Source organism: Brachybacterium sp. sponge (assembly GCF_001613775.1).
In the GTDB taxonomy this organism is placed as follows: Bacteria; Actinomycetota; Actinomycetes; order Actinomycetales; family Dermabacteraceae; genus Brachybacterium; species Brachybacterium conglomeratum.
On sequence record NZ_LRMP01000001.1, the window covers coordinates 1,546,863 to 1,562,860 of the forward strand.

Consider the following 15,998-nt stretch of genomic DNA (forward strand, 5'->3'; position numbering starts at 1 on the left):
TCCGGTCCCGGCTCTGCCCGCGCCGAGCAGCTCTTCGACGATCCGTTCCAGGACCTGGAGCGGATCGTCGAAGTGTTTCTGGCCGCCGCGGTGCGGACGAGGCCGTGGCCGTGGCGCACGAAGAGTTGTTCGACGTCAGGTACCAGCATTCTGGTACTTGGTATCGATCAGCTCTGTGCAGCGGTGGTGTGGACGTTTTTGGTGCCTGTGCACGTGCAGTTGGTCGACCTGAGGTACCACCTTTCTGGTACCTGGCGTCGATCGACTCCGGTGGGAGGGCTCGGCCGACCTCCGGTGACCGGTCCAGCCAGCAGGTGACGGCATGCGGCGCGTCGAAGCGCGGATCGCCGAGGCGGAACCTCCCGGCCCAGCCTGCTCAGGCGCTGCGGCCGGTGTCGGTCCCGCTGTCGCCGGGGCCGTCGTCGAGCTCGCCGGAGTCGCCGGGGCCTTCGCCGCGCTCGCGACGCTCACGACGCTCGCGGCGGATGTCCTCGTCGAGCTTGCGAAGGAAATCGGGATCCTCGTCGGGGGCGAGGGGGCCGTCGCGCCGCGGACCGGGGCTGCCGGAGGAACCTCGACCCCAGGAGCGCTCCTTGCCCACGAACAGCCAGGTGAGCGGTCCCACCCAGGGGATCAGCACGATCAGCACGATCCATGCCCATTTCGGCACACCTCTGACCTTGTCGTCCTGGGTCTGCACACAGTCGGCGAGTGCGAAGACGGTCAGGGCGATCGAGAGGACTGCCAGGATGCCGCGGGCCATGGGGACAGTCTAGGCCGCGGACCTGGGACGGGGCCGGGGACTCTGGACCGGATCGGGGACTCGGGACGGGGCAGGGGGGGCTCTGGACCAGATCAGGGGCTCTGGACCAGATCGGGGACTCAGGACGGGATCGGGGACCGGGCAGGGACGCGGGACGAGACCGGAGTACGGCAGGGCTGCCCATCGCATCCGCGGCAGGGCTCGCCGCGCGCGCCGTGATCGCGGCCCGCAGCCCGCGGCGTGATCCTGGCCCCGAGCCGCCTCCGGGGACAGCGGGTTCCCGGACGGGGGACCTAGTCTGGAGCGATGCGACAGTTCCTGCTCTACGCCGTCATCCGCCTGGGCCTGTGGATCGCCCTGTGGTGGGTGCTCACCGTGGTCGGGGTGGGCGTGATGCTCGCCGGCGTGCTCGCGGCGTTGATCGCGATGCTGATCTCGATCCTGTTCCTGGACCGCCTGCGGGACGCCGCGGCGATGCGCTGGAAGGTCGCGCATGAGCGCAGGGTCGAGAAGCGCGGCGAGGTTGTGGACGAGGATGCCGAGTACGAGGACGGGCTCTTCGCCGACGAGGTCCGGATCGACGGAGAGACGCGGGCGGGGGACTCCGCCGCAGGCCCCGCGGGCCTGCCCGACCTCCCCGAGGACGGTACGAGCGACGGGGACACCAGGGCCTGAGTCGCCCCAGGGCGCTCAGCGCGCTGACACGCTGGTCCTGAGTCCTGAGTCCTGAGTCCTGAGTCCTGAGTCCTGAGTCCTGAGTCCTGAGCCCTCAGCTAGGAGTCCGCTGCTCCCCGGATGTTGCGTCGTGCGGACCGACGGGCCGGCGAGGTCAGAGCACGAGGCTGACGAGCAACAGCAGCGAGAACACCAGCTCGAGCCGTCCGGTCGCGCCGAGCACGGGGATCAGGTCCCGGCCCATCGCCCCGCCGAGCACCTTCCGCACCGGGCCGAGGACGAGCGGCAGGGCGAGCAGCACGAGCGCCGCGGGCCAGTGCGCGATGATCACCGGGACCATGAGCACGAAGGGCGCCAGCAGCGTCGTCGTGTAGAGCAGGCGCGTGCCGCGCTCGCCGAGGCGGACCGCGAGGGTCCGCTTGCCGGAGACGGCGTCGGTGGGGATGTCGCGCAGGTTGTTGGTCAGCATCAGCGCGACGGCGAGCAGACCGATCGCGACTGAGGCGAGCAGCGCCGCCCAGGAGGGGCGGCCCGTGATCGCGAGCGCTGTGCCGTTGACGGCGACGAGACCGAAGAACACGAACACGAAGAGCTCGCCGAGGCCCAGGTAGCCGTAGGGCTTCCTGCCGCCGGTGTAAAACCAGGCCGCGGCGATCGCGGCGGCGCCGACGACCAGCGCCCACCACATCTGCGCCACGGCCACCAGCACGACGCCGAACAGGCCGCCGAGGGCGAGGGAGATGATCGCGGCGCGCTTCACGGTCGCGGGGCGGGCGGCGCCGGAGCCGGTGAGGCGGAAAGGGCCGACCCGGTCGTCGTCCGTGCCGCGGATCCCGTCGGAGTAGTCGTTGGCGAAGTTCACGCCGATCTGCAGCGAGAAGGAGACGGCGAGGGCCAGCAGCGCTCGGGGGATCACCAGCGCCCAGTCGACCGCTCCGGTGAGCTCGCCGAGCTGCCACACGGCGACGCCGGTTCCGGCGGCGACGGGGGCGAGGGCGGCGGGGAGGGTCTTCGGGCGGGCGCCCTCCACCCACTGCGGCAGGCTGGCCATCGTGCTCCTCACGCGTGCTGGGGCCGGCGGTCGACGGCCCCGACGAGCTTACGCCGCGGTGCGGCGGTGGACGGGCGCCGTGGATGAGGCGTTCGGCGCATCAGCCGCCGGCGAGGCGGCGGGCGGCGGCGCGGTCTACCTTGCCGATGCCCAGCAGCGGCAGCTCCTCGACGACGTGGACGCGCTTGGGGATCATGTGCGCGGGCACCTCGGTGGTGCGCAGCGCGGAGCGGACGAGCGCCGAGGCCTCCGCGGGGTCCGTGCCGTCCTCGAGGGTGACCAGCGCCTCGACCCGCTGGCCCCATTCCGGATCGGGCACCCCGACCACGACGGAGGCGCGGACCAGGCCGCGCAGCATGAGGGAGCGGTCGATCGCGCGCTCGACGTCCTGGGGGAGGACCTTGCGTCCGCCGGTGTTGATCACGTCGTCGGCCCGGCCCAGCACGGTCAGCGCTCCGTCGTCCCCGATCTCGGCGAGGTCGGAGGTGAGGAAGGCGCGGTCCGCGGCGTCGTCGGCGGCGGACGTGCCGGTGGCCGGCGCGTCGGTGCCCGGCCCGGCGGCCGGCGGTGAGGCGGCGGTGAACACTCCGCCGTCGGTGCCGCCGCCCTCGGCGAGATAGCCGAGGGCGAGGGTGGGGGAGGCGATCCGCAGCCGGCCCGCGCCGGACTCGTCGGGGTCGAGCACCGACAGGGACACCCCGGGCAGCGGCCGACGGTCGTAGACGCAGCCGCCCGCGGTCTCGGAGGAGCCGTAGGTGGTGCGCACCGGGATCCGCTGGCCGCGGGCACGGGCGAGGACGTCGGGGCTGGTCGCCGCTCCGCCGACGAGCACGGCGGCGAAGCGCTTCAGCAGGCCGCGGGCGCGGGCGTCGTTCCCGGTCGCGCCGGTGACGATGCGGGTGAGCTGGGTGGGGACCAGGGAGGTGATCGCCGGCAGCCCGGCCCGCTCCGCCTGCTCGAGGACGGGGCCGGCGAGCTCCACGAAGGCGGCGGCGTCGAAATGGCCGCGCAGGTCCGGCAGCGGATCCGGCAGGGCGGGCCCGGGAAGGCCCAGCACCTGGCCGGTGCGGTGGGCGCGGGCGAGGACCTGCACCCCGGCGATGTGCGTCGGCGGCAGCAGCGGCAGCCAGAACCCGTGCCCGCCGGAGTCCGGGGCGGTGCCGTCGGCGGCGAAGAGCTGCGCGGTCGCGTCCTGGGAGGCCCGCAGCGCGGCGAGGCTGAGCGCGACCGCCTTCGCGCTCCCCGTCGATCCGGAGGTCGGGACCACCAGTGCGGCGTCCTCGAAGCCCGCCGGCAGCGTCGCGGGGGCGGGGAAGGGCCCGAGCCACAGGCGCGCCCGACCCGCCATGACCTCGCCGATCGCCTCGGAGTGCGCGGCGAGAGAGGCGGCGGAGGCGTCGTAGGCGGGAGGGACCAGCCAGGGCAGGGACGCGGCCATCTCAGCCCTGCGGGTGGGGGAAGGAGGTCCAGTCGGGGTCGCGCTTCTCGAGGAAGGCGTCGCGGCCCTCGGCGGCCTCGTCGGTCATGTACGCCAGGCGCGTCGCCTCCCCGGCGAAAACCTGCTGGCCCATGAGCCCGTCGTCGGCGAGGTTGAAGGCGAACTTCAGCATCCGGATCGCCTGCGGGGACTTCGTCGCGATGGTCGCGGCCATGGCGAGGGCCTCCTCCTCGATCCGTGCGTGGTCGACGACCCGGTTCACGGCGCCCCAGTCGTAGGCGTCCTGGGCGGAGTACTCCTCGGCGAGGAAGAAGATCTCCCGCGCCCGCTTCTGCCCGACCTGCTTGGCGAGATAGGCGGAGCCGTAGCCGCCGTCGAAGGAGCCGACGTTCGCATCGGTCTGCTTGAAGCGGGCGTGCTCGCGGGAGGCGATCGACATGTCCGCGACCACGTGCAGGGAGTGCCCGCCGCCGGCGGCCCAGCCGTTCACGACCGCGATCACGACCTTGCCCATGGTGCGCATGAGGCGCTGCACCTCGAGGATGTGGAGGCGGCCTGCGGAACGGGTGCGCACGGAGCCGGTCTCCTCCACAGCCTCCTCTGCGGCGTACTCGTATCCGGCACGGCCGCGGATCCGCTGGTCCCCGCCGGAGCAGAAGGAGTGCCCGCCGTCCTTGGGGGAGGGGCCGTTGCCGGTCAGCAGGATCACGCCCACCCCGGTGTCCAGCCGGGCATGGTCCAGCGCCCGGTACAGCTCGTCCACCGTGTGGGGGCGGAAGGCGTTGCGCACCTCGGGACGGTCGAAGGCGATCCGCACCGTCGGGAGGTCCCGCGCGGTCATCTCGCCGTCGGGCGACTCGATCCGCTCCACCGCCCGGTGGTAGGTGATGTCGGTGAGCTCGGGCCCGCCGTGCTCCTGCGCCGGCACCTCCCGCCAGCGGCGGGGGTCGAAGGTGTCGGAGACCCGACGGGGCAGCGGAGAGGGCGGGGTCGTCATGGCCTCCAGGGTAGTCCGGGCAGAGCGGGCCACGGATCGCTGCGCAGCCTTCCGCAGATGCGCACGTCGAGACGCTCGCCGTCGATCAGGAACTTCCCGCGCTCGACCCCCTCGTCGACGAAGCCTGCCGCGCGGGCGACCGCCGCGGAGGCGGGATTGTTCACCCGGTGTCCGAGCTCGAGCCTCTCGAGGCCCCACCCGCCGCCGGCCGTCGGCGTCAGCGCCCGGTCCGCGACGGTGGCGGCCGCCCGGGACGCGAGTCCACGACCGCGATGCTCGGCGCGCAGCCAGTAGAAGAACCAGCCGCTGCGGTTCTCCTCGTCCACGGTGATCGCCACCAGGCCGACGAGCCAATCTTCCGCATCGACGATCGCGGTCGCCCGGCGCTGCGGGGCGAGCAGCCAGGCCACCTGCTCATGGGCCTGCTCGAGAGTCCGCACCCCGCCTTGGCGGGCCATGTCAGGCGCCGAGCGGAAAGCGCCCAGCACCGCGAGTGCGTCCTCGGCGCCCACGGGGCGCAGCCCGTATCCGTCCTCGGGCGTCGTCGGGAGCGCTGAGGCGCCGGACGCGGCTGGGCTCCGCGAGGCATCGTCGGTCGTGGGTCGCATCGCCTCATCGTGCCGTGCCTCGTACGCGCGGCGCACGCTCATTACTCTCGGGAACATGCTCATTCCTCCTGCCCTCCGCGAGCGCGGCATCGACCGCGTCCACGCCTGGTCCATCCCGATGACCACCCGCTTCCGCCGCATCACGGAGCGCGACGGCCTGCTGCTGCACGGTCCGGAGGGCTGGGCGGAGTTCTCCCCGTTCTGGGACTACGACGCGGCCGAGTCCGCGGCCTGGCTGCGCGCCGCCCTCGAGGACGCGACGACGCCCCGCCCCGCCCCGCTGCGCGATCGGATCGAGGTCAACGCCACGATCCCGGTGCTCACGCCGGTGCTCGCGGCGCGGATCGCGACGGTCGGCGGGGCGCGGACGGCGAAGGTGAAGGTCGCCGATCCCGGCTCCGACCTCGCCTCCGATGCGCAGCGGCTCGAGGCGGTGCGCGACGCGATGGGCCCGGACGCCCGGATCCGCATCGACGCGAACGCCGCCTGGACGTACGAGGAGGCGCTCGAGGCGCTGCCCGTCCTGGACCGGGCCGCGGGCGGACTCGAGTACGCCGAGCAGCCCTGCGCCGCGCTCGAGGACCTCGCCGCGCTGCGCCGCGCCCTCGACATCCCGATCGCGGCCGACGAGTCCGTGCGCCGGGCGGAGGACCCGCTGCGCGTCGCCCGGGCCGAAGCCGCCGACCTGCTGGTGATGAAGGTCCAGCCGCTCGGCGGCGTCACCCGCTGCCTCGAGCTGGCCGAGGAGGCGGGGCTGCCGGTCGTGGTCTCCTCCGCGCTCGAGTCGAGCATCGGCCTCGGCGCGGGGCTCGCTCTCGCCGCCGCGCTGCCAGAGCTGCCGCACGCCTGCGGCCTCGCGACCGCGACCCTGCTCACCGGCGACCTCGCCCCGCAGCCGCTGCACGCGACCGGCGGCACGCTGCCCGTCGGCCGGACGGCGCCGAGCGAGGAGCTGCTCGCCCGCCACGCGGCCGACGACGCCCTCGCCGCGCGCTGGGAGGAGCGGCTCGCGGCCTGCGCGGCCCTGCTCTGACAGCCCGTGAGCAGGCCGGGACTACCCTGACGGGGTGCACGAGCCCTCCGCCCCGATCCCCCCGCCGCTGACGATCCCCGCGCCCCGGCCCACCAGCTCCGGCGCGGTGGACCAGGCGGTCGCGATCTGGTCCGCACTCGCGGAGCTCGGACTGGCCGAGGCGGTTCTCGCCCCCGGCTCCCGCTCCGCGCCGCTGGTCTACGGCCTCGCGGCCGACGAGGTGGCCGGTCGGATCCATGCCCACGTGCGGATCGACGAGCGCGCCGCCGCCTTCACCGCCCTGGGCCTCGGCCGCCTGGATCCCGCCCGGCCCGCCGCGGTCGTGACCACCTCCGGCACCGCCACCGCGCACCTCCACGCCGCCGTGATGGAGGCGCACCACTCGCGGATCCCGCTGCTCGTGCTCACCGCGGACCGTCCCGCCGAGCTGCGCGAGGTCGGCGCCAACCAGACCACCCGCCAGGCCGGCATCTTCCGCTCCCTGGTGCGCCTGGCCGTGGACCTGCCCGCCCCGACCGCCGAGGCGGCGAGCCCGGTCGAGCTGCGCACCGCCGTCTCCACCGCCGCCCGCGCCCTCGCCGCCGCGACCGGGGAGCACCCCGGCCCTGTGCACCTGAACCTCTCCTTCCGCGATCCGCTCGTGCCCCGCGCAGAGGATTCGGAACAGCCCGACAGCACCGCGGCGCCGGAGCGGATCGTCGTCACGCGCCGCGCCCCCGCCCCGGCGCCCGCCCCGCAGCCGGTCCCGGTCGACTCCCGCACCGTCGTCGTCGCCGGGGACGGGGCGGGACCGGCCGCTGCCGCGCTCGCCGACGCGCACGGCCTGCCGCTGCTGGCCGAGCCGAGCTCCGGCGCGCTCACGGCGGAGAGCCTCGTCCCCCGCTATCCCGCGCTGCTGGGCGAGGTGATGGCCGATCCCGAGCACCCGCTGCGCCCCCGCCGCGCGATCGTGCTCGGCCACCCCACGCTGTCCCGGCCGGTTGTCGGCGCGCTCCTGGGTGCGCCCGACGTCGAGGTCGTCGTCGTGGACCCGCATCCGGACTGGCCCGATGTGGCCCGCCGCGCGAGCCTCGTGGTCCCCGCCGCGATCGGGCAGGAGATTTCCGGGACCGGGCAGGACGCATCCGGGACCGGAAAGGACGCGGCCTCGCCCGGGGCCGCGCCGCCCGCGTCCGACGCCTCGGAGCCCGACCCGGCACAGCGCCGCGCGTGGGTCCAGGCGTGGCGCACCGCGGCCGACGCCGCCGCAGCGCGGCTGCCGCAGCCGTGGCAGCAGCGCGCCGCGCTCGCCGTCTGGGAGGCCTCCGGGCCTGGCGACCTGCTCGTGCTCGGCTCCTCGAGCCTCGTGCGCGACCTCGAGCAGCACGCCGGCCCCACCCCGGCCCGTGTGATCGCCAACCGCGGCCTCGCCGGGATCGACGGCACCACCGCTATGGCCGGCGGCCTCGCCCTGGCCCGCGCCGCACGGGACGAGCCGGGGGAGCGGGGCCGCACGCGGCTCCTCGTCGGCGACCTCACCGCCCTCCACGACCTCACCGGTCTGCTCGTCGGCCCCGAGGAGCCGCGCCCCGACCTCGACGTGATCGTCGTCGACGACGGCGGGGGCCGCATCTTCTCCGGCCTCGAGCACGCCGCGGCCCCGCCCGCGCTGCTGCGTCGCTTCTTCACCACCCCGCACGGCGCCGACATCGCGGCCGTCGCCGCGGGACTCGGCGCGGACGCGCGCTCTCTCGAGGCCGACGCGCTGCCGGCGGCGCTCGCCGAACCCGCGCAGGGACTGCGGGTGCTCGTCGTCCAGGAGCCGTCCAGCGCGGTCCCGAGGAACTCTTGAGCGCGGGTGGTGACATGACCCCATGAATGACGAGCACGCCCCGCAGCCGCCCCGCGACCCGAGCGCCGGGACCCCGGATGCCCCGTACGACCCGCCGCCGTCCTACGGCAGCCCTGCTCCCTACGACGTGGCGCCCCCGTACGGCGCGTCCTACGGCGCGGCCCCGGACTACGGCGCGACCCCGGCCTACGGCGCGGCTCCGGTCCAGGGCGCTCCGTCGGCCGAGACGACCGAGCAGCTCCCGGCCACAGCCTCTCCGTTCGATCACGCCCTCCACGGGGCCGCCGCTGCCGGCTCCGGCGCCCCCGCGCCGGTCGCCGCCGGGGCCGCCGGGACGGCCGCGCCCCGCCGCGGGCCCGGCTGGGGCGGGACCAGCGCCCTCGTGTTCGCCGGGATGCTGCTCTCCAGCGGCCTCACCCTCGGCGGCGTCGTCGCCTACGACCAGCTGCAGGGCGACGAGCCGGTCGCCGCCGCGCAGGACTCGCAGACCTCCGAGGCGCGACCTGCGGCGACGACCACCTCGGAGGACCCGGACTGGGCCGCGATCTCCGAGCAGGTCTCCCCGAGCGCCGTCTCGATCCTCTCTTCCACCGGCTCCGGCACCAGCCAGGGGACCGGCGTGGTCCTCGACGAGGACGGCACGATCCTCACCAACGACCACGTCGCCGGCGACGCCGAGTCCCTGCAGGTCACCACCAGCGACGGACGCAGCTTCGCCGCGAGCGTCGTGGGCACCGACCCCTCGACCGACCTCGCCGTGATCCGCCTGGAGGACCCGCCCGAGGACCTGCAGCCGGCGACCTTCGCGGACTCCTCCACCGTCGAGGTGGGCCAGCCCGTGATGGCGCTGGGCACCCCGCTCGGCCTCGAGAACACGGTCACCACCGGCATCGTCTCGGCGCTGGACCGGCCGGTCAGCGCCACCGGCGAGGAGACCGACGGCTCCGACACCACGTTCACCTCCGCGATCCAGACCGACGCCGCGATCAACCCCGGCAACTCCGGCGGACCGCTCGTGGACGCCGCCGGGCAGGTCATCGGCATCAACACCGCGATCGCCTCGATCCCCAACGAGTCCGGGCAGGCCGGCAGCATCGGACTCGGCTTCGCGATCCCCGCGAACACGGCGATGCTGATCGCCGAGCAGCTCCAGGACGGCGGCACCGTCCAGCACGCCTTCGTCGGAGTGACCACCACCGACGGCACGGCCGACGACGGCAGCGCCGGCTACCGCGGCGCGGAGGTCGTCGCCGTGGAGCCGGGCAGCCCCGCGGCGGAGGCGGGACTGGCCGAGGGGGACCTCATCACCGGGATCGACGACACCCCCGTCGGCGGGGCGGGCGCCCTGACCGGCATCGTGCGCGGCCTCGAGGTCGGCTCCACCCACACGCTCGAGCTGGTGCGCGACGGGAAGGTGCAGACGCTCGAGATCACCCTCGCGGCCCGGGAGGGCTGAGCAGGGGAGAGCACGTGCCCGTCCGGCCGTCGCTCGGGCGGCGACGAGCCGGGCCGCGCAGTCCCTCGCGCCGAGCTCCTGTGCCGTGCCCTCGCCTCGGGCCCTCGGGCGCCGCGCCCCGGGCTCAGGCCTCGGCGTCGCCGCGCAGGGCCCGCAGCATCGGCCGGCACTTCGCGAGCGCCTCGGCATGCTCGGAGACCGGGTCGGAGGCCGCGACCAGCCCGCCCCCGGCCTGCAGCACCGCGGAGCGCTCCCCGGTCAGGTGCGCCATCCGCAGCGCGATCGCCCACTGCCCGTCGCCGCTGGCGTCCATCCAGCCGACGGGGGCCGCGTATCCGCCGCGGTCGTGCGGCTCGAGGCGCGCGATGATCTCGTCGGCCTGCTCGCGCGGGGTGCCGGAGACCGCCGCCGAGGGGTGCAGGCGCGCGGCGACGTCCAGGCTCGTCACCCCCTCGTGCAGGCGGGCCGAGACGTCCGAGGCGAGATGCTCGAGCCCCGGCAGGCGCAGCACGAACGGCTCCGCGGAGACCTCGATCTCCGCGGCGAGGTCCTCGAGCCGCTCGACCACGGAGTCCACCGCGTAGGCGTGCTCGGAGCGCTCCTTGCGATCGGCGCGGAACGCCCGACGGTCCGCCTCGTCGAGCTCGCCGTCGTCGGCCACCGGCCGGGACCCTGCCAGCACGCGCGAGAAGACCCGCCCGTCCTCCGTCTGGGCGAGCATCTCCGGGCTCGCGCCGATCACGTCCTCGAGGTGGTACACCCAGGTGCTCGGGTAGGCGCGGGCGAGCCGCGTGAGCAGCAGGGCGGGGGAGAGCGGCTCCGGGCTGCGCACCGAGGTGCGCTCGGAGAGCACGACCTTCTCGGCGGCGCCGGCGCGGATCTCGTCCACGGCCTGCTGGACCAGCGCCTGGTACTCGTCGGGCGTGTGGTCCGCCTCGAGCTCGAGCGGCGCGGCCGCGGGCACGTCGACGGGGGAGGAGGGGAACAGGTCGCGCCACGAGGCCGGCAGCTCCGGCTCCTCGTCGATCCCGACGACCGTGAGGAAGGCCTCCCCGTCGTGGACCCCGAGCAGCGCGCGCGGCACCAGCAGCGTCGAGGGGCGCTCGGAGGCGCCCGCGTAGGAGAAGGAGCCCAGCGCGATCAGGCCGCTGGTGCGCACCCGCACCTCGTCGTCGACCCGGGCGCGGGAGGCGAGGTCGCGGAAGGCGGCGCTCGCGGCCGCGAAGCGGTCCGGACCGGTGGTGCGCACCGACCAGGCCCGACCCACGGCCACCAGTCCCTGGCCGTGCCGCAGCCAGGCGCCGGAGACCCCCGCGGGGACGTGGCCCAGCAGGTCCACCGGCTCCTCGATCCGCACGGTGCGCACGAGCGGCGTCGCGGAGGCGGGCGCGGAGAGGTCGGGAAGCGTGGAAGGAGCGGACATCCGTGTCATTATGCGACACCCCCGCGCCGCCGCGCCGTGACCCGCGTCCCGTCCCCGGATGCGTCCCGCGGAGGGGGCGAGGTGCGACCATGGTCCGGCGAGAGACCGCGGGCCCGGCACCGACCGGGCGCCTTCCCCCCCACCTCCCGAGGAGCATCGCGTGAGCACAGACGGCGACAGCATCACGACGCCCCTGGTGCGCGGGCTGATCGCGGCGCTGTCCGTGCTCGGGATCGGCCTGGCCGTGGTGGTCGTGCCGGCGCTGGCGGCGCAGGTCGCCGGCACCGCCTCGAGCGCCACCGCGCTGGACGCCGTGCTGATCGCGCTGAACGTCCTGGTGCTCGGGCACGGCGGCGGGATTATGCTGAGCACCGGCGTGATCGACGGGGCGGTCACCCTCACCCCCGTCGGCCTGCAGATCCTGCTCGTGCTCCTGGCTGCGCTGTCGCTGCGCCGGGTCGGCCACCGCCTCGAGCTCGTGCGCGACGACGGCGTGCTGCGCGTCGGGGCGCTGCGGGATGCGGGCGTCTCCCTCGCCGCCTTCGGCGGGACCTACGCGATCGGTCTCGCGGTGCTCGCCGCCATCGGCCGCAGCGCCGATGCCGCGCCGATGGTGACCTCCGCCGTCGTCTCCGGGGCGCTGGTCGCCATCGGCGGCGGACTGATCGGCCTGCTGTGGTCGCTGCGGCGCGAGCCCACCAGCGCGGTGCCGGGCGTGCGGGTGCTCGAGCTGCTGCCCGCCCCCTACGGCGCGGTCGCCCGCTCCGCCCTCCTGGCGGTGCTGGGCCTGTTCGGCGCCGGGATGCTGCTGGTGCTGGTCCTGATGCTCACGCACGTGCCGGCCCAGTCCGCGCTCTTCGACCAGCTCGCCCCCGGGATCGTCGGCGGCCTGGTGCTCACGCTGCTCCAGCTGGCGCTGCTGCCGCTGCTGGCGGTGTGGGGGCTGGTGGTGCTGCTGGGCGGCACCGTCGTGGTGGGGACGTCCACCGGAATCTCCCTGGGCGAGGTGCAGACCGGCGTGCTGCCGGCCCTCCCGGTCCTCGGCGCGCTGCCCGAGCCGGGCGCCCTGCCGGGAGCGGCCTGGGCGCTGATGCTGGTGCCCGCGCTCGCCGTCGGCCTCGGCGCCGTCTCCCTGGTACGGGACGTGGCCGAGCTTGAACGGCGCGAGCAGATCACGGCCTGGATCGCCTACCCGGTCGTGGTGGTCGTCGCGGTGCTGCTGCTCGCCGGGCTCACCACCGGCGGGATCGGCGACGGCCGCCTGGTGCACCTCGGCCCCGCCATGGGCACCCTCGTGCTGCCGCTTCTGGGCGTTGTCGTGCTCGCGACCGGGCTCGTGCTCGCGGTCCTCGCCACGGACCTCGTGCCGTGGACGCGACGCAGGATCGCCTCCCTGCGCGAGCGCGTGGACGCCGCCGAGTCCGCGGAGCGCGGCGAGGGCGCCGACGGCGCGAGGGACGAGGTCGCGGACACGGCCGACGACGAGCACTCGTCGGACCTGAACGCCTGGGATGAGGGCGCCGAGGACCGCGACGATCAGGACGAGGATCTCGACCGCGACCGGGAACGGAACGCCTCGAGCGCGGACGACGCGGGCGAGGACCCGCTCAGCCCCCGAGCAGGCCGCTGAGCCAGTCGACCATCGAGCCCTGCGCCTCGGAGTCGCAGGCGGTGCGCGCCTGCTCCGTGATCGCCGAGGCGCGGCACTCCTCGAGCTCGGCGAGCGGGCCGTAGAACAGGGTGCTCAGCAGCGCTCCGGAGATGATCATCAGCGTCGCCGGGACGCCGAGCAGGCCGCCGATCACCACCATCGACCAGCGCCGGTCCTTCACCGACTGGACGATCACCGGCACCAGCAGCACGAGCGCGACCAGCCCGGTCGCCCCTGCCAGCAGCGAGAGCGGCAGCGGCATCATCATCAGCAGCCACGAGGCGAGCAGCGCGATCGCGAGCGCGCCCACCCGGCGGCGGTGGCGCCTCTCCGGGGTGACGTCGGAGCGCGGGGACGAGTCGGGATCGCTGTTCACCCCACCCATTGTGCCGTGCCCGCGGCTGTTGCCGTCGGCCGGCGGGCGTGACGGCGTCCCGCCCCGCCGCCGCGGCGGGTCCCTGGCCCCACCGCCGCCGCGGGCCCCGGCCCGGCCCCCGCCTCAGCGGGCCCCCGGCTGCGCCGCGCACTACCCTGGGACGGTGACCCGCACCCCTGTCGTCGTCCTGATCTCCGGCACCGGCTCGAACCTCGCCGCCCTCCTCGCCGCCGCGGCGGAGGAGCAGTGCCCCTACGAGGTCGTCGCCGTCCTCGCCGACCGCGAGGCCTCCGGCCTCGAGCACGCCCGCGCCGCCGGCATCCCCGCCGAGGTGGTGGCCCTGCGCGACCACCCCGACCGCGCCGCCTGGGACCGCGCCCTCACCGCCGCCGTCGCCGCCCACGACCCGCAGCTCGTGGTGCTCGCCGGGTTCATGAAGCTCGTCGGCCCGCCGCTGCTCGAGGCCTTCGGCGGCCGGATCATCAACACCCACCCCGCGCTGCTGCCCGCCTTCCCCGGCGCCCACGGCGTGCGCGACGCCCTCGCCCACGGCGTGAAGGTCACCGGCTGCAGCGTGATCGAGGTCGACGCGGGCGTGGACACCGGGCGGATCCTCGCCCAGCGCGCCGTGGACGTGCTCGAGGAGGACACCGAGGAGGCCCTCCACGAGCGGATCAAGGCCGTCGAGCAGCCGCTGCTGGTCGAGGTCGTGCGCCGTCTGACCGCCGCTCGCTGACGAGTCCGGCCCGCCGCATCCCGCCGGACGCACGCGGCACCGTTCCGCTCCCGCCTGCCGGGACCCGCGCCCCGTCTCGCCGATGCCAGCCGGGGTCGGTGACGCGCGCGCGGACCGCTAGGCTGGGACCCACACGACTGGCGCAGGTGGGGGACCACCGGGGAGTGTTGTGACGTCGGGGGCATCGACCGCCTGGGTGCCCTCCGCAAGCAGATCCGAACAGGAGCACGCCACGTGAGCACCGCAGAACGCCGCCCGATCCGCCGAGCCCTCCTCTCCGTCTTCGACAAGACCGGCATCGTCGACCTCGCCCGCACCCTCGCCGAGCAGGGCGCGGAGATCGTCTCGACCGGCTCCACCGCCTCCACGATCCGCGACGCCGGTATCGCCGTGACCGAGGTCGAGACCGTCACCGGCTTCCCCGAGATGCTCGACGGCCGCGTCAAGACACTCCACCCGCGCGTGCACGGCGGGATCCTCGCCGACCAGCGCCTGGAGTCCCACCGCGAACAGCTTGCCGAGCACGACATCGCCCCCTTCGACCTCGTGGTCGTGAACCTCTACCCCTTCGCCGAGACCGTCGCCTCGGGCGGCAGCTTCGCCGAGATCATCGAGAAGATCGACGTGGGCGGCCCGACCATGGTGCGCGGCGCCGCGAAGAACTTCGCCTCCGTCGCCGTGGTCGTGGACCCCGAGGGCTACCCGATCGCGGCCGAGGCCGCGGAGGAGGGCGGCTTCACCCTCGTCGAGCGCCAGGAGCTCGCGACCATCGCCTTCACCCGCACCGCCGAGTACGACGAGGCGATCAGCGACTGGATGCTCGGCCAGCTCACCGAGGACGACGCGGACGCCGAGGCCGCGGTCGAGGCCGACGAGGCGGAGATCCCCTCTATCCTCGACCTCTCCGACGCGGACGCCGCGGAGCTCGGGATCACCGCGACCCTCCGCTACGGCGAGAACCCCCACCAGCGGGCGCGCCTGGCCGTCACCGACGAGGCCGTCCCCGGCATCGCGGGCGCCGAGCAGCTCGGCGGCAAGGCCATGAGCTACAACAACTACGTCGACGCCGACGCCGCGGTGCGCGCCGCCCACGACCACGCCCGCCCCGCCGTCGCCGTGGTCAAGCACAACAACCCCTGCGGCGTCGCCGTGGTCGACGAGGGTCAGGACATCGCCCTCGCCCACGCCCGCGCCCACGGCACCGACCCCGTCTCCGCCTACGGAGGCGTGATCGCCGCGAACCGCACGGTCACCCTCGCCATGGCCCAGCAGGTCAAGCCGATCTTCACCGAGGTGATCCTCGCCCCCGGCTACGAGGACGAAGCCCTCGAGCTGCTGCGCACCAAGAAGAACCTCCGCATCCTGAAGCTCGAGGGGGAGTACTCCCGCGGCGTCGAGATGCGCGAGATCTGGGGCGGGATGCTGATCCAGGACGCGGACCGCGTCGACGCCGAGGGCGACGCCCCCGCCGGCTGGACCCTCGCCGCGGGCGAGGCGGCCGACGAGGCGACCCTCGCCGATCTCGAGTTCGCCTGGCGCTCGGTGCGCGCGGTGAAGTCCAACGCGATCCTCCTGGCCGCGGACGGCGCCGCCGTCGGCATCGGGATGGGCCAGGTCAACCGCCTGGACTCCTGCCGCCTGGCCGTCTCCCGCGCCAACACCCTCGGCGAGCACGCCGAGGGCGAGTCCGCGCCGGAGCGCGCCCGCGGCGCGGTCGCCGCGTCGGACGCCTTCTTCCCCTTCGCCGACGGGGTGCAGATCCTGCTGGACGCCGGGGTGCGGGCGATCGTCCAGCCCGGCGGCTCGATCCGCGACGACGAGGTGATCGAGGCGTGCCGCGCCGCGGGCGTCACGCTCTACCTCACCGGCACCCGCCACTTCGCCCACTGACCGCCCGGCCCCGCCCGTCCGCGCCGCCCGGCCCGGACGGGCGGTGCCTCCCCGCCCTGCCCGCGTCGGC

General features: G+C 75.1%; 14 protein-coding genes and 1 riboswitch. Of the genes, 7 read left to right on the forward strand and 7 right to left on the reverse strand.

What is annotated here, in order from left to right; translation table 11 throughout:
* Window positions 1-376: 376 nt before the first annotated feature.
* A complete protein-coding gene (locus A4A78_RS06775) occupies window positions 377-763 on the reverse strand; it encodes a PLD nuclease N-terminal domain-containing protein (protein ID WP_062947567.1) in 387 nt (128 codons plus the stop codon).
* A 306-nt stretch (window positions 764-1,069) separates the two neighbouring features.
* On the opposite strand from A4A78_RS06775, the gene A4A78_RS06780 reads away from it, so the two are divergent.
* Window positions 1,070-1,438, forward strand: a complete 369-nt coding sequence (locus tag A4A78_RS06780) for a DUF4229 domain-containing protein (protein ID WP_062947568.1) — start codon at window positions 1,070-1,072, stop codon at window positions 1,436-1,438.
* A 154-nt stretch (window positions 1,439-1,592) separates the two neighbouring features.
* On the opposite strand, the gene A4A78_RS06785 is transcribed toward A4A78_RS06780, so the two are convergent.
* The 4 genes from A4A78_RS06785 to A4A78_RS06800 form a co-directional block, all read right to left on the reverse strand.
* Window positions 1,593-2,489 carry a 1,4-dihydroxy-2-naphthoate polyprenyltransferase gene (locus A4A78_RS06785; RefSeq protein ID WP_062947569.1) on the reverse strand — a complete coding sequence of 299 codons (897 nt, stop codon included), beginning with the start codon at window positions 2,487-2,489 and terminating at the stop codon, window positions 1,593-1,595.
* A 100-nt stretch (window positions 2,490-2,589) separates the two neighbouring features.
* Window positions 2,590-3,927 carry an AMP-binding protein gene (locus tag A4A78_RS06790; protein ID WP_062947570.1) on the reverse strand — a complete coding sequence of 446 codons (1,338 nt, stop codon included), beginning with the start codon at window positions 3,925-3,927 and terminating at the stop codon, window positions 2,590-2,592.
* 1 nt (window position 3,928) lies between these two features.
* Window positions 3,929-4,924 carry a 1,4-dihydroxy-2-naphthoyl-CoA synthase gene (locus tag A4A78_RS06795; RefSeq protein WP_062947571.1) on the reverse strand — a complete coding sequence of 332 codons (996 nt, stop codon included), beginning with the start codon at window positions 4,922-4,924 and terminating at the stop codon, window positions 3,929-3,931.
* A complete protein-coding gene (locus tag A4A78_RS06800; RefSeq protein ID WP_082835250.1) occupies window positions 4,921-5,532 on the reverse strand; it encodes a GNAT family N-acetyltransferase in 612 nt (203 codons plus the stop codon). Before A4A78_RS06800 ends, A4A78_RS06795 begins: the two co-directional genes overlap by 4 nt.
* Before the next feature lie 55 nt (window positions 5,533-5,587).
* On the opposite strand from A4A78_RS06800, the gene A4A78_RS06805 reads away from it, so the two are divergent.
* From A4A78_RS06805 to A4A78_RS06815, 3 genes are read left to right on the forward strand one after another with little or no spacing between them, the layout of a single operon-like run.
* Window positions 5,588-6,565 carry an o-succinylbenzoate synthase gene (locus tag A4A78_RS06805; RefSeq protein WP_062947572.1) on the forward strand — a complete coding sequence of 326 codons (978 nt, stop codon included), beginning with the start codon at window positions 5,588-5,590 and terminating at the stop codon, window positions 6,563-6,565.
* A 34-nt stretch (window positions 6,566-6,599) separates the two neighbouring features.
* A complete protein-coding gene (menD, locus tag A4A78_RS06810; protein ID WP_062947573.1) occupies window positions 6,600-8,396 on the forward strand; it encodes a 2-succinyl-5-enolpyruvyl-6-hydroxy-3-cyclohexene-1-carboxylic-acid synthase in 1,797 nt (598 codons plus the stop codon).
* A 22-nt stretch (window positions 8,397-8,418) separates the two neighbouring features.
* On the forward strand, window positions 8,419-9,852 hold the full coding sequence (locus tag A4A78_RS06815) for a trypsin-like peptidase domain-containing protein (RefSeq protein WP_062947574.1): 1,434 nt from the start codon (window positions 8,419-8,421) through the stop codon (window positions 9,850-9,852).
* A gap of 124 nt (window positions 9,853-9,976) precedes the next feature.
* On the opposite strand, the gene A4A78_RS06820 is transcribed toward A4A78_RS06815, so the two are convergent.
* The gene (locus tag A4A78_RS06820) at window positions 9,977-11,275 is read right to left on the reverse strand and encodes an isochorismate synthase MenF (protein WP_062947575.1); all 1,299 of its coding nucleotides are present in this window, start codon (window positions 11,273-11,275) and stop codon (window positions 9,977-9,979) included.
* 160 nt (window positions 11,276-11,435) lie between these two features.
* Between A4A78_RS06820 and A4A78_RS06825 the strand changes: the two genes are divergently transcribed.
* Complete coding sequence (locus tag A4A78_RS06825; protein ID WP_062947576.1) at window positions 11,436-12,905, forward strand: DUF6350 family protein; 1,470 nt, start codon at window positions 11,436-11,438, stop codon at window positions 12,903-12,905.
* Here the strand turns inward: A4A78_RS06825 and A4A78_RS06830 are convergent.
* Complete coding sequence (locus A4A78_RS06830; protein WP_062947577.1) at window positions 12,883-13,311, reverse strand: hypothetical protein; 429 nt, start codon at window positions 13,309-13,311, stop codon at window positions 12,883-12,885. The two genes, A4A78_RS06825 and A4A78_RS06830, sit on opposite strands and share 23 nt — an antisense overlap.
* A 154-nt stretch (window positions 13,312-13,465) precedes the next feature.
* Between A4A78_RS06830 and purN the strand changes: the two genes are divergently transcribed.
* Together purN and purH are read left to right on the forward strand one after the other, a co-directional pair.
* Window positions 13,466-14,038 carry a phosphoribosylglycinamide formyltransferase gene (gene purN / locus A4A78_RS06835; protein WP_062947578.1) on the forward strand — a complete coding sequence of 191 codons (573 nt, stop codon included), beginning with the start codon at window positions 13,466-13,468 and terminating at the stop codon, window positions 14,036-14,038.
* Between the two features lie 123 nt (window positions 14,039-14,161).
* Window positions 14,162-14,243: riboswitch (ZMP/ZTP riboswitch) on the forward strand.
* 29 nt (window positions 14,244-14,272) lie between these two features.
* Window positions 14,273-15,928 carry a bifunctional phosphoribosylaminoimidazolecarboxamide formyltransferase/IMP cyclohydrolase gene (purH, locus tag A4A78_RS06840; protein WP_062947579.1) on the forward strand — a complete coding sequence of 552 codons (1,656 nt, stop codon included), beginning with the start codon at window positions 14,273-14,275 and terminating at the stop codon, window positions 15,926-15,928.
* Window positions 15,929-15,998 lie beyond the last annotated feature (70 nt).